Annotated in this window: 9 protein-coding genes and 1 tRNA gene; 8 read left to right on the top strand and 2 right to left on the bottom strand. The window is 29.9% G+C overall.

Annotated features, from left to right (window positions below; translation table 11 throughout):
- Window positions 1-126 precede the first annotated feature (126 nt).
- From KFW21_00675 to KFW21_00660, 4 genes are all read left to right on the top strand, one after another.
- Entirely contained in the window at window positions 127-1,695 is a 1,569-nt protein-coding gene (locus KFW21_00675) for a penicillin-binding protein 2 (GenBank protein MDK2817945.1), read from the top strand.
- Window positions 1,696-1,720: 25 nt separating this feature from the next.
- Window positions 1,721-3,028 (top strand): DUF502 domain-containing protein, encoded by a 1,308-nt coding sequence (locus KFW21_00670; protein MDK2817944.1) that lies wholly within the window; start codon window positions 1,721-1,723, stop codon window positions 3,026-3,028.
- A 4-nt stretch (window positions 3,029-3,032) separates the two neighbouring features.
- Complete coding sequence (locus tag KFW21_00665) at window positions 3,033-4,748, top strand: motility associated factor glycosyltransferase family protein (protein ID MDK2817943.1); 1,716 nt, start codon at window positions 3,033-3,035, stop codon at window positions 4,746-4,748.
- A 66-nt stretch (window positions 4,749-4,814) separates the two neighbouring features.
- Window positions 4,815-5,708 carry a hypothetical protein gene (locus KFW21_00660; protein MDK2817942.1) on the top strand — a complete coding sequence of 298 codons (894 nt, stop codon included), beginning with the start codon at window positions 4,815-4,817 and terminating at the stop codon, window positions 5,706-5,708.
- A 76-nt stretch (window positions 5,709-5,784) separates the two neighbouring features.
- On the opposite strand, the gene KFW21_00655 is transcribed toward KFW21_00660, so the two are convergent.
- The gene (locus tag KFW21_00655) at window positions 5,785-6,663 is read right to left on the bottom strand and encodes an HAD family phosphatase (GenBank protein MDK2817941.1); all 879 of its coding nucleotides are present in this window, start codon (window positions 6,661-6,663) and stop codon (window positions 5,785-5,787) included.
- 123 nt (window positions 6,664-6,786) lie between these two features.
- On the opposite strand from KFW21_00655, the gene KFW21_00650 reads away from it, so the two are divergent.
- Window positions 6,787-8,334: a family 10 glycosylhydrolase gene (locus KFW21_00650; protein MDK2817940.1), complete on the top strand. Its 1,548-nt coding sequence runs from the start codon at window positions 6,787-6,789 to the stop codon at window positions 8,332-8,334.
- 33 nt (window positions 8,335-8,367) lie between these two features.
- Here KFW21_00650 and sbcD read toward each other — a convergent pair whose 3' ends face one another.
- Window positions 8,368-12,222 (bottom strand): exonuclease subunit SbcD, encoded by a 3,855-nt coding sequence (gene sbcD, locus KFW21_00645; GenBank protein ID MDK2817939.1) that lies wholly within the window; start codon window positions 12,220-12,222, stop codon window positions 8,368-8,370.
- A 140-nt stretch (window positions 12,223-12,362) separates the two neighbouring features.
- Here sbcD and KFW21_00640 point away from each other — a divergent pair.
- From KFW21_00640 to KFW21_00630, 3 genes are all read left to right on the top strand, one after another.
- A tRNA-Thr gene (locus KFW21_00640) sits at window positions 12,363-12,435 on the top strand.
- A gap of 81 nt (window positions 12,436-12,516) precedes the next feature.
- Window positions 12,517-13,014, top strand: a complete 498-nt coding sequence (locus KFW21_00635) for a hypothetical protein (protein ID MDK2817938.1) — start codon at window positions 12,517-12,519, stop codon at window positions 13,012-13,014.
- A 583-nt stretch (window positions 13,015-13,597) separates the two neighbouring features.
- Window positions 13,598-14,107 carry an Abi family protein gene (locus tag KFW21_00630; GenBank protein ID MDK2817937.1) on the top strand — a complete coding sequence of 170 codons (510 nt, stop codon included), beginning with the start codon at window positions 13,598-13,600 and terminating at the stop codon, window positions 14,105-14,107.
- The last annotated feature ends 115 nt before the right edge of the window (window positions 14,108-14,222 follow it).

Below are 14,222 nucleotides of genomic sequence, written 5' to 3'. Positions count from 1 at the left end.
ACTTCCTATGTAATATATATATATTTTATTAGTATTAGCAAGTATTAAATTGCAATTTCAAGTAAAAACTGTCATAATAATATAGAATTTGATTTATTCTTTGTAGATTTAAGTAGGCGTATGTATATGAAACAATCTTATCGTTTTCTTACCCTTTCGGTATGTTTTTTATTTGGATTCCTTTTTACAGGTATCAAGCTTGTACAAACCACTTTATTTCCTGACAAACGATTGTCATCTGTTAATTATCGTATTTCTATCCCTCGTGGAAATATTTATGATACTAGAGGTCGATTAATCGCTGGAATATCTTCCACGAGTTCTTTATATGTACGACCTGATCGTATTTCTCTTGAATTAAAAGAATACATAACACAATACCTTCGTTCCACAGGATATTTCTCAGTTAGTGATCTTGTAAATTTTGACAAAACTAACAAAAGTTTTGCTTATATAAAAAGAGATATGACCCCTTCTATATTAGCTCCAGTAGAACTACTATACAACTTATTAAAAAAAGAAGGATTCCTAAAAAATGATGAATTAGGAATCACTGCAGAAGAATCCCGTTTTTATCCTTATCCTTTTTTAGCTCCTATTATTGGTATATTAGGAAGAGATGGTGTTGGATTATATGGAGTTGAATACACACAAAACAAAACTCTAGTTCAAGGTTCTAGTGTTACTTTGAGTTTAGATGCTGAAATATCTAGAATAGCTTATGAAGAATTATATAGGGTAGTTCAAGAGTCTGATGCTAACAGTGGTAGTGTTGGTATCATCAATGTCAAAACTAAAGAAATACTTGCATTAGTACAAGTAAGTGATGACATACATAGACCAGTATCTACATCACATATTTACGAACCTGGATCTGTTATGAAAATATTTACCGCAGCCTTTGCTATGGAACAGGGTTTTGCTTCTACTGAAAGTCCAACATTCGATGATTTTACTTCGTATAAAGTTGCTGATTATACTTTTTCACAACCTAAATTTGGTTATATTCCTTTATCAACAATGCTAACCAAATCTGCTAACATATCGTTTGCTCGTCTATCATCCTTATTTGGTATCAATGATTATTATTTGTGGTTATTAGAATTAGGATTTGGGAAAAAACCTAATTTACCGCTGACTAGTATAGAAAAGGGGATTTTACACGAACCTTCAAAATGGACATCCTTATCAAAACCCATGATAGCTATTGGTCAAGAAATTGGTGTTACGACATTACAATTATTAATTGCCAGTTCTGTTATTGGGGGACAGGGTGTGTATAAAGATCCTCAACTTATTACTTCTATTCGAAATTCTTCGGGAGAAGAATTATATACAAATAATATATCTCCCCCTAAACAACTACTGCATCCTCAAAAAGCCAAAGAATTATTATACGCTATGGAAAGTGTAGTCAGTGCCCGAGGAACGGGAGCTAAAGCTGTTATTGATGGAGTAAGGATTGGTGGTAAAACAGGAACAGGAATGATTGCTGGACAAACAGGATATAGCATAGGTAAAAATAATACAATCTTTATTGGGATTTTACCAATTGAAGATCCAAATTTAGCTATTGTTGTCGCAATTCACAATCCAAAAGGTAACAAACGAAGTGGTGGCGGTGTATCAGCCCCTCTTTTTGCAAATATTGTACGAAGAATTGTTCTATCAGTAGGATACCAAAATACTAAATAATTAAAAATATAATAAGGAAGATACAATGAAAAAAAGAATTTCTATTACACATGCATTTAAAGACGGAATACTACTAATTCTACCTTTCGGAGTGACATTAGGGCTTGTCTATTGGGGTTGGTCTTTATTAAGAAGTTTCATCCCTGATTTATCTAGTATAATACCCATATTTATTACAGAACAGGTTTATATCAACAGTATTGTAGATCTCTTATATTTATTATGTATTATTTTGATCATTTTCATTTTTGGAATGTTAGCATCTACATTTTTAGGTAAATTTTTTTCTTTTTTAATAGATCAAATACTTATGAAACCTACTTTTATAAGACCTATTTATACTACCTTTAAAAAAATTACAGAAAGTGTTTTCCAACAAGATAACTCAAATAATTTAACTACAGGTATTTCAGAAAGTGTGATGATTCCTTACCCTAATGAATATTCACAAAGTATTGCTTTTGTTACCTCTACCCACGCAAGACATCTTTTGGGTGAAAAAGAGGGAGATAATTGGATAACAGTTTATGTTCCTTCTGCTCCTGTAGTATCTGCTGGATTTTTTCTTCTTTGTAAAAAAGATAAAATAACGCCTTGCAAACTAAATAGCGGGCAAGCAATGACTACTGTTATCTCTGTTGGATCTTTACAAGAAAATAGTGCCAATAGTCCATTACCAAAAATTATTGATATTCCTCAACGATCTAATATTTTGCGAATTTGGTTTCTAAATGGGATTCTCTTACTAACTCCTATATCAGCAACTATAGCTATATTAGGATGGGTTTTTAATCATTTGTATCAATTTACTACTAATATCTCAAAACTACTTCCTCAAATACTTCCAGCAAGTATCCCTGATCAATACTATGAATTCATTATTAATATTATTATTACTGCTATTCTTACTATTATCATTATTATTATTGGATTTTTAGGAGAAAGTGCTTTTGGTTTATGGGTAAAATCTCTTTCTCATAAATTATTCAATAATATCCCTATGTTTAACAAAGTTTATGGTATTGTAGAACAAATTACTAAAGTGTTTTCACCCGATCCTTCCAAAAATAGTACTTTTGACAAAGCAGTGCTAGTTCCTTTTCCAACTCAATCTACTTATGCCATAGGATTTATTACAGGAAAAGATAGTTCTTACATTACCGATTGTACTAATAAAAATATTTCAACTGTTTTTATACCAACAACACCTATTCCTACTACAGGTTGGTTTATATTAGTGAACACTGATAAGTTAATTCCCTTAGATATGTCTACAGACAAAGCTTTCGGAATAGTGATATCTGGTGGTATTTTAACAGATGATGAAAAATAATTAAATGCTTCGAATTCAAGAAAATATTACTAATATAGATAATACATTCAACTTAATTATTGCTCAAAACCAACGCGTAATCCGCTTACATTCCTCACGCCCTAAAGCTGAAGCTAATAAAATTTTTACTCAACTATCTCCAAATCATCCCACTTATTTTATCGGTGGTCTTGGTTTTGGATATCTATTGGAAAAAATACTTGAAGAAACAAATAGTATTTGTATTGTTTTTGAACCCGTTTCTATCATTTTTGATACGGTACTACAAATAAAACCTGAATTACAAGTACTTTTAGACAATCCTAGAGTAATATTTATTCAAGAATTAACAAATATCAGTCAAATTATCCAAGATAAAAAATTAAATAATATATCATTTACTATTCATAGACCTTATAGTGAATTATTCCCCGATCAATTTATAACTATAAAAGACTATATCGCGGCTGGTATTCGAAAATATGAAGTTGGTAATGCAACTCTTCTTCGTTTTGGTAAAATATGGACTAAAAATATTTTTCGCAATATGCATCGCTATTTTATAAGTCAAAAACTTATTCCTTATCTTGATTGGGCATCTCAAAAACCAGCTATTGTTATAGGAGCAGGCCCCTCTCTTGAAGCAAGCCTACCTTTCTTACAAAAACAACAAAGTCATGCTATATTGATTGCTTGTGATACGGCTTTATCTATCCTTCAGCAAGTACATATCAATCCTGATTTTGTTATCACTGTAGATCCTCAAGAAAAAAATTCTCTCTACCTACGCTACAGTTTAAATAAAAATCATATTCTTGTAGCAGATCCAGCTATTCATGATAGTTCCTTTGAAGGATATAAAGATCAAAATATTATTCTTATGGATTCTGTTTTTCCTCTGTATACACCATTTCAAGAATTTTGGGGATCTTGTGGTCTTTTGGCATCCGGAGGCTCAGTATCTACTTCAGCTTTTGATTTTGCACGTAAAATAGACGCAAATCCTATAATTATGATTGGACAAGATTTATCTTTTACCAAACAAAAAACACACAGTTCTGGAAATATATTGTCAGAATTTTCACGCACATCACATCATCGTTTGAATTCTTACCACACATTACAAGCCAAGACAACTCATACCTCACATTCTCAGCAAATAAAAGGTCGTCTTCCTAACACCACTGTGTATGCAGATGCTCGTTTTATACTTTTTCGAGATTGGTTTTCTCAAGAAATACCAAAGAGCAAAGCACAAATAATCATTGCAGGAATGGATGGTGCTTATTTAGATGGAGCTGAACACACCACTATAGAACAAGCTTTTTCTTTATTAACTAAAAAAATAGACAAAAAAATATTAACTATTCAACATTCTATACAAAAAGAACAATATATTAAATTTTTGGACAATATTGTTATAAATACAAAAAAGCTCATCCCTACTTGTTCTCAAATCTTAATATCAATAAGTAAAGCTTACAAAAATAAAAACTTAGATATGGCTCTTAAAGAATCAACACGCTTGCAACATCTATTATCATCTCCCGAAAATCACAAAATTTCTTTATTTATTTCTATTGCTATTCAAGAATCTATTCAAAAAGCACAGACTCTTAATGACACAATATCTCAAGAAGAACATCTGTTCATACTTCATAGTATTTGTAAAGACACCTTAGATGGATTAAAAAGTCTTCACAATCAAATTAAAAAGTCTCAAAAATTTATTTCCAAATAATAATTTGACGTTCCTCTATAAATATTAATATATTAGTATATATCAATATATATTGGAGATATTCTAATGAAGTATCTATACATAACAATGCTAATATTATTATTAAATAATATTAGCATTTTCGCTCAGTCTACAGACACAGAAGGCTTTGCTATTCCATCAAAATCCTCATGGAAAAATAAAATAAAACCAGTGAATTATCTAGGTATGGAAGCTTCTGTAAATTCAGGAAATTTATATAAATCTGATTCTACCGAGTTATGGGCTAATAATAGCTTTGCTTGGGAGATATATTATGCTGCATCTGTACCTAATTACAATTGGATCTCTTTTGGTGCAGGTTTGGAAGTGGGAGGAAGTGTAGGATATAATGAAGATGGTGTTGTATACGATAGAACAGACGACGAAAGTTTTTATTTTGTATTTCAAGCTTTTATGAATATCTCACCATGGTTTACTTTACATGCTAATAGTGAAAGTAGATTAGAATTTAGATCTCGTTATATAGCTAATTTTACAAATCCTATCAATGGAAATTTTGGACATTTTTTGTTATCTGAATTTATTTTTGGATTTTTTCTTGCAGGAAATCAAATAAGTGAAGTTAATGGGCAAATTGACAAATTTTGGATTAACAGTCCTTCTCTTGAATTCTTATATTATGTACAATTTCATAAAAACATAGGTTTTAGATGGTTTTCTAAGTTTATAGTTAATAATGGTCTGTTTTATAATAGTGGCATTTCCAAAAAAGAAAGTATCCCTATGGAACACTACGCTCGTTTGGATTTTATATTAGGGAATGGTATCACTCTTTGGACAAGAATACAATGGAATATTTATAATTCTGACTTTAATGAGTGGGCATTTTTTCCAGATAAAAATCCTTTTGATATACAAATTAGAGCTGGTCTTATCTTTATTTTAGACTTTGCACAAAAAGATATCAAAAATAATTAATATATATATTTTTGATTTATATAAAAATAAAAGAGCTATATAATATAGCTCTTTTTATTTGATTTTAGGATAATTTTTATAGAAGATAGTTTTCAATGAAATAGGCTACCCCATCATCATTATGAGATAAGGTTTCTAATCGTGCTACTTTTTTAACTGTAGATCTAGCATTATGCATAGCAACCCCCCAAGCTACAGATTCTAACATTTCTATATCGTTATTATCATCACCAAAGGCAACAACTTCATCCATCGTGATATTTTGTTGTTTTAATAACGCAGTTAATGCTTCACCTTTGTTAACACCTTTTGCCATTAATTCTATACAACGAGCAGGATTTTCAGGATGTGTAATATTGTGCATACCCGGTGTTGTTAAAAATATAGATAGTTGATCTCCATAATTCTCACTAAGAAGTTTATGCATTTCTATAATTTCTTCATCTGATCCCATAATAAATAATTTGTGAAAAAGATCCATAGGTAACTCATCCAATGGTTTTTTAAAGCCAAGAATAGTAATTCGTTTGAAATATTGTTCCAAATATGCATTCTCTATTTCATAATAAAATTGATCATTTACATAGGCTAAAGACATCATCTGACGATCTCTAAGAAGCTTGATAAGAATTTGTATGATATTACTAGCCAATGTATGTTCATTCTCACGCTTTTGAGTTTGCATATTCCAAACAGAAGCTCCATTGTAGTTGATCATATAATTTGGGATACCTATTTGTTTTGCAAATGGCATTGCTGTTAGTGTTGATCTTCCTGTAACAATATATACTTCTCGTCCTGTTTGTATTAATGCTTTGACTGCTTTTTCTGTTCGTTCTGTACAAATAGTATGTTCATTAATCAATGTTCCATCAATATCTATAGCAATTGCTTTGATTTTTTTAGCATCAAAATCTTTTAGATCCTGCTCTAATTTTATTTTTAGATTTTTCATTTCTACAAATCCTTCAAATTACTTTAATAAGTATAACACAATATTAATATTCCTACAAGATATAAAGAAAATTTTATTAATTCCGTTATCTAAAACTTATACAAATGAAATCAAGGATGTTCCATGCGAATTTTATTAATGGCTTTATTATTTATACCTGTATTTATATTTTCTACAGAACCCAAACGAGAATTACGAGCAGCTTGGATAGCCACTGTTTTTAATATTGATTGGCCTACTACACAAGGTTCATCTAAAGAAACGCAAAAAATGGAACTAATAAAAATATTAGATACTCTTCAAGAATTAAAATTTAATGCTGCTATTCTTCAAGTTAAACCTACTTCTGATGTTTTTTATGAATCCAAACTTTCACCTTGGTCTCGCTATCTTACTGGTACTCAAGGAGAACATCCTAATTACGATCCTTTAGCTTTTTTTATTGAAGAAGCTAAAAAACGAGCTATAGAAACACATGTTTGGGTCAATCCTTATCGTATTCTTAATGGAGAAGGTTTTGAAACATTATGCTCAAATCATATTGCTCGTAAAAATCCAGCATGGGTAATACAATATAATAATCGTTATTATTTTGATCCTGGAAATCCTTTAGTTCAACAATATGTCATCAAAGAAGTTATGGAAATTGTAAACAATTATGATATTGATGCCTTACATATGGATGATTATTTTTATCCCTACATCACTTATAATAAAGGGGTGGCAGTTCCTTTTAATGATGATATATCTTGGGAAAAACATGGTAAAAAATTCAAAACAAGAGAAGACTGGCGTAGAGACAGTGTAAATAATTTTATTCAAAAATTAAGTATAAAAATAAAACAAAGTAAAAAATATGTTCAATTTGGAATAAGTCCTTTTGGAGTTTGGCGAAATAAATCCGAAGATCCTCTAGGATCAGATACTTTGGCTGGTCAGACTAACTACGACCATCTGTATGCTGATGTTATCAAATGGATAGATAATGGATGGATTGATTATGTGATGCCACAAATTTATTGGCATTTTGATAGTAAACCTGCACCTTATGGTGTTTTAGTTAAATGGTGGAATGATATAGTCAAAGATAAAGTTAATTTATATATAGGATTAGGGGTTTATAAATTAGGTGAACAAAATTGGCCTGTAACTTATATCAAAGAACAAGTAGATTTTGCAAGAAAATTTGATTATGTTGATGGAGTCTCTTATTATAGTGCAAAATGGATTGTGCAAGATACTAAAAATATTAAATATTATTTAAATAATTCTATAAATAATAACTTTGCATTAGTTCCTAAAAATAGAAACATGATTAATATCAAACCTTTTCAAGTAGAAAATTTTATACTATTAACTAAAAATAATGAATACACTCTTACTTGGAATAATTCAGATAAAGAGCTAATTCGTTATTTTGTTATTTATCGTTTTAACAAAGGTCAAAAACCAGATCAAGAAAATTCACAAAATATTATAGCTATTGTTTCAGCGAAACAAAAACTAGAATTCAAAATTAATGATTATGATAATGCATATACTTATGGAATAACAGGTGTATCTAGACTCCATCAAGAAAGCACTTTACTTACCCTTGAAGATACAGAACAACAAAAAAGCTTGGAAATCATTGATCAATTATTAGAAGAAAAAACCATTATTGAAAAATAATAATATTTTTTTAGATTTATTTATATAAAAATATTATGACACTACTAACGAAACTCGTGTCCCTTTATTTTTGTCTAATTCTACATTCAAGCAAGCCATCACCTCTTCTTTTATCATCTGTACATGAGAAATAATACCGACTACTCTATTCTCTTCTTCTGCTAATTCTCTCAATGTATCTAAAACTACATAGAGATTTTCCTCATCTAAAGTTCCAAAACCTTCATCAATAAAGAAAAATCGATGTCCTGTCCCACTTTCATCAGCTAATGCTAATGCTAATGCTAATGCCGCTTGAAAGCTTTGTCCACCAGATAAAGTCAACATATCTCTTTTTATCCCACCAGCAAGTCTATCAATTACAACAATTTTTCCCTTTTTATCATCTAAAGCATCTGGAGCAGACAATTCAAATTGATTTTGGGTAAATTTTAAGAATCGTTGATTTGCCGTATAACAAAGCTTATTCAAATATTTTTGTCCTATAAAGTGTACAAATCCACTATATTTAAACAATTTTTTAAGTAGTTCTATATTATTTTTTCTTAAAACTAATTTATCGTATTCTTCTTGTAATTTTTGTTTTTGAGCTATACCTTCTACAATAGTATGGATTTTATTATCTAAAGATCCCAATTCTTGTAATTGTTTATATTGCTCATCACTAAACTCTTTCAAGATATTTTGCTGAATATCTTTTTCATTTTCAACATTTACATCATTATCTTGAATAAAGGTTTTTATTGTTTTCATTTCTCCAGAAAGCATTAAAAATTCTGTAAAAAAGGTATTAATTTCTAGTTCTGTTTTTTGAGGATATTCTTTGATCTTTTTATAATTATTTTCTGTTAGCTGCTTTTCTTGCAGATAGGCAATTCTTTCTTCTCTATGACTCATTAACTCTTGATTTTTTTGAGAAATTTCTTTTTCGGTATAGCGTAATTCTATTGCTATATTATCAGTCAAGCGAACTTGATTTTGATATTGTTCTCTATAATTGAGTGTTTGAGTTTCTAATTTTTTGTATTGATTTTTAGCTATTTGTAAGTCTTCTCTGACTATCGTTTTTTGTTTTTCTTGAGCTAATTTTTGAACTACTATCTCCTGATAAGCCTTATCGAATTGAGCTTGATTAGTGTACTCTCCTAGAGTATCTTTTAATTGTTTGATATTGTTTTCTTGAGTATGAAGACTTTCTTTTAGAGATTCTTCCTGCTGTTGAATTTTGAGATATTGTTGTTGTAAAATTTTAACCTGATTGCTAATCTCTTGCAATTCACCATCACTGCCAGCCTTATAAGGAGAAGGATGATCCTCAGAACCACACAAAGGACAAGCACATCCATCCTGTAGATATTCTAATGCTACGCCCAAACCTAGTAAATCTCTTATTTTTTTTTCTTCTATTTGACATTCAGTCAACGCTTGAAGGGTTTTATCTTTTTGAGCAATATTCTCTTTGAAACTATTTATTTTTTTAGCTAATTCCTCAGATAGTTGTGCTACTCTTTTGTAGTCTTTTTGTCGATTTTCAAAAATTATTGCTTGCTCAGAGATATTATCCATTATCAAAGCATCCCATTCTTGCTGTTTGTCATTGAACTGAGTTTGTATTATTTCTAGTTGTATTTTAGATTCTATCCCTTGTTGTTCGATATCACCTAATTTTTCTTTTTCTACAATCAATTTGTTTTGTAAATTTTTATAAGTTAGCTCTGATTGTTGTTTTTGTTCTTCTTTTTTAGCAATCTGACTATCTAAATTAACAAGATCGATAATATTCAAATGTTCTCTGGCCTGATTAAATAGCTCTTCGTCTAATTGCATTTTAGTGAATTTTTTTTGTATATGAATAGAGTGTTGTTGTTGCTCTAATTGTTGGGTCAGTTTATTTACTAAAGTTCTTTGAGCTTCTATACGCTCATCAAGAACAGCCCTTTCTGACTCTAAAGAAGTTTTTTGAATATTGAATTCTTCTAATGCCACATCTGTCGTATCTTCAAAATTTTGTAATTTCACTTCTAAAGTCTTGAATTCACCATATTCTTTTTTTTCTAAAGAATCAATAATATAGTATAAATCAAATCGCTCTAATTGAAACAATCTAATCAATGTTTCTGAATTTTCTTTGGGTACAGAAGAAATAAAGCCCAAGAAATCTCTTTGTTGTAAGATAATTGTTTTACGGAAATCATCATAGGTAATCCCCAGAATATCTTCTCCTAAGGTAATCTCAGAAGGGATCCATTCCTCTTGCTCTTTTAAAAACACTTCTCTTTTGCTTTTTACTTCTGTATGTTTTTTTTTGTCTCTAGTTGCAGACACACGGCAGAGATATTCCTCTACACCTTCTACCCCTATAATCTCAAAAATAAATTCTATCAACAATTCATTAGAATCCAAATTCATAATAGCATAAGAATTAGAAAAATTACCTTTTCCACCAGCTCCCAAAATCCCAATTCGTTCTACTTTATAAAAGACAGCTATGATCATTGCCTCTATGAGCGCAGACTTGCCACTACCTGTATTACCAAAAATCCCGAAAAATCCTTTTTGTTCTAATTCTGTAAAATCAATCTCTACTTCTTCCTTATAAGAATAAAAACCCTTGATTTTTAGATTTTTTGGAAGAAAACCTCTTTTTTTGGTTAGGACATTACTCGTAGATTCTTCTTGTAAACACTCATCAAACACACTGAGTAAATCTTCAGGAGGCAGGAGATCTCGATGTTTGGATCTAAAATATTCTATGAATAAATCTGTGGTACTTTGCTCATGTAAAGTTTCTATACTTTGTATAATACTATCATCTCTAACAATCTTAGGGCGAGATTCAACACGAATTAAATAAGGATGGGTATTTCTTAAATATTGATGTTCCTCTGAGGTGAAATATCTATCTCCTTCCCAAATCAATACCAGATAATTATTTTTTTCTTGTTCCAATCGCTCACCTATAGTATCAAAATTATCAAATCTAATTTCTTTAACATCTCGTAACTTTTTAAAAGGGAGAAGGTATTCTTTGTCTGTTCGTCCAAGATTTAAGATCAAAACACTTTTTTCTTGCCCACTTTCAGAAAGACTATAAATCAAGGGACTCCCTGTATAAAAAGCCTTAGTTTTGGTACTATATAAGGACTGCGGTCTATGGATATGACCAGCAATAACATAGTCTATCCCTTGAGGGATATTATCTAAAGAAATCCCGCCTAAAGTCCCCACAATAGAACGCTCACCGATATCTTCCTTAGGAGCGTCCTCTTGAATAAGACTATCTTTTTTGGCTGGTAATAAATAACTATGAGAGATGAGAATATTTTTGATTGCTGGGTCTTGAGCAATATTTTTCTCCCATTCCTCACACAAAATCTCCCAAGCTTTTTTATCTGTGTCTAGCACTCCTAGATCTTTTTTAAGACGCTGGGCATTGGCATAAGGAGACATTAAAAAGCGAACTGTTTTGTTAGCTTTTTTGAAAAATATTTCTATCATCCCTTGTGCTGTTTGTGTTACTTTCCACGCTGAATTATTTTCTTCGAGAGATGGTTCTTGACTAGGATAACCTAAGATAACTACTCCCACTTGAGAAGCAAAAGCTTCCGAGGTAGACAAAAATAGAGGATTATCGTGATTTCCTGCAATAACTAGAACAAGACAATCCCCACCACGAGCTAATCGAGCAAGCGTAGATACAAAAAGTTTTGTCATTTCGGGATTTGGGCTTTGAGTATCAAAACAATCTCCCGCCACAATAACAGCATCTGAATTTTCTTGTTTGGATATTTCGACTAATTGATTTAAAATTATTTTTTGTTCTTCAAGACGAGAAAAAGATTCTAATTTTTTCCCAATATGCCAATCTGCTGTACAGAGAATTTTCATAAGACCTCTTATAAATACATTGTATTAATATCATACTATTATAGCATATAAATATTTTTATCTCAATTCATTTATTTTTTTTAAAAAAACTATTGACAATAAAGATAAGATATGTTAGAATATATGAACAAATACTAGTTGCCTCTTTAGCTCAGATGGTAGAGCATCTGATTTGTAATCAGAGGGTCGTGGGTTCGATTCCCACAGGGGGCTAGGAACTTAGGTTCTTTTATTTCAAGCAAGTGTAGATAATTTCTATACTTGCTTTTTTTGTTTTTTGAGAGGGGGAAGTAGATGGGTGATTTATTCTATAGGGAATATTATCGATTTGGAGAAAAAAAACATCTAGAGGATTTAATTAACGGTCAACTATATTGTAATACATTACAATATTTTCAAAAAATAGAAAATGATGCTGAAAGAGGCGATTTTGATGAAGGGAATAAAATAATATTAAGACCTTATTTAGATCCTGATTCGTCTATTATTACTTATGAAGATCCAATTGTAGGTAAAATATCTTTGTCAAATGAAGATATCCGAGAAATAAATTTTTCATCTGGGAATGATCCTAGTCATATTTTTTGTATGTCTTATTTTGAAATAGATCAAGATAATCCACCAGAACAAATAGAAATTTTAAATCTATTTAATACTAATACAGTAATATTTTATAATCATCAATTGATTATTAATATTATGGAATCTTTAAGAAAGTGTGGGATACATTATCGTGCACAAATTGTAAAATATGAAGATTATAGTACAACGCCTTATTGTAAGAAAAAATAGGATACTAAGCATAGTAAATATCAAAAACAAAGAGAATTTAGAATAGCAATTTGGGATCAACCTATAGACAGTCCTTTTATTTTTTCTTATACTCCTATCCTACAAGATTTAAGAATATATGAAATAAAAGATACTAAACTAATCTTTGATATTGTTTTTAAACAAATTATCTGATACAAACAAAAATAGTAGCTTATGAAGTATTATCAGTGTACAAGGATAGTACAATTGAAATAGACGATTAAAATCCACTAAACTAAGATCTTTTATAATTTTATACCGTGCGTATGTAATGAATTGGGGAATTTATTATATGGAGTATGCAGTATGTTACTATGTTTCAGAAATAATGGAAATAGAGGGAAAACCTCTATAACAAAAAAAATGATAGAGCTTTTGTTAAATTCACTGTAAATGTCAACTCTTATTACGAAACATTTATTTTAGTATCAAAATTACTCGGACATAGTGATATTTCGATTACAGCAAAACACTATATTAATAGATCGGATGCCGACATTCGTGAAAAGTTGATGAAAGAATAAAATGTATATCAGTAAAAAGTTATTAAAATTGTTATGGAATATTAAAACATTATAAAGAGAAATATTTAACTAAAGAACTTCCTATTTGGAAAGCTATACACTGCGTTACATTTGGAATATTAGTACGGATGTTAGATTTAAAAAAGATACCTAAAAATATTATTATTTTAAATAATATTATAAATTTTATGAATAAAAAAAACAAAACACAACTTACTCAAACACTACATGTTATTAAATCTCTTAGAAATATGAGTGCACATATGGATCACTTTATTGCAAGAAGTTCTCAATATTATCCTACAAATCGCTCAGTTCGATATAATACAAACAATGTAATTGATAGTGCATGGTTTCAGAAGAATTGTTTTGCGAAAATGTATCAAATATTATATGATAGTTTGAAAACAATTGTAAAAAATCCAGTATTAAAAATCGAAGTAAATACACATCTAACAGTAATACGAGATATTGTAAAAAAATCTGATTATATACATTTAGGATTTGACCAATCAAAAGTAAATAATACATCTTATTTTCAAATATAAAGAAGCTCATCTTAATTAAGTTTAGGATGAGCTTTTTTTTCGTTTTAAATGTGAAATATAGAGGGTATACTTCTCTTTATTCATTACAAAAAATGAAATAATCGTTTATAATATT

This window comes from Spirochaetota bacterium (assembly GCA_030154445.1).
Taxonomy (GTDB): Bacteria; Spirochaetota; Brevinematia; order Brevinematales; family Brevinemataceae; genus Brevinema_A.
The sequence above is the reverse complement of the archived record's forward strand: the minus strand, read 5'-3'. Positions and strand labels throughout refer to the sequence as shown.